This window comes from Paenibacillus popilliae ATCC 14706 (assembly GCF_000315235.1).
Classification (GTDB): domain Bacteria; phylum Bacillota; class Bacilli; order Paenibacillales; family Paenibacillaceae; genus Paenibacillus_B; species Paenibacillus_B popilliae.
The window spans coordinates 1-230 of record NZ_BALG01000090.1 but is presented as its reverse complement, the minus strand read 5'-3'; the positions used below and the strand labels follow the sequence as shown (position 1 = coordinate 230).

Here is a 230-nt window from a genome sequence, read left to right as displayed (position 1 = left end):
GAGCCAGGCGTATACCCGAAGCGCAAGCCGACAGCAGGAAAGCTGGATGCCTACAAAGAGTATATACGCCATCGTATGGCGGAAGGCTGTCTGAATGCGAGAGTCATTCTGGACGAGATTCGGGAGAAAGGCTACACCGGCAGCAGCACCATCCTTCGAATCTTCATGCAGCCGCTGCGACCGTCCATTCAATCGAAAGCGACGGAGCGGTTCGAGACGGCGCCTGGCGA

The 230-nt window shown here is 57.4% G+C and carries 1 pseudogene; it reads left to right on the top strand.

From position 1 onward, the window contains the following. Positions 1-230, top strand: a pseudogene (locus PPOP_RS08355) (IS21 family transposase); the annotation flags it as partial.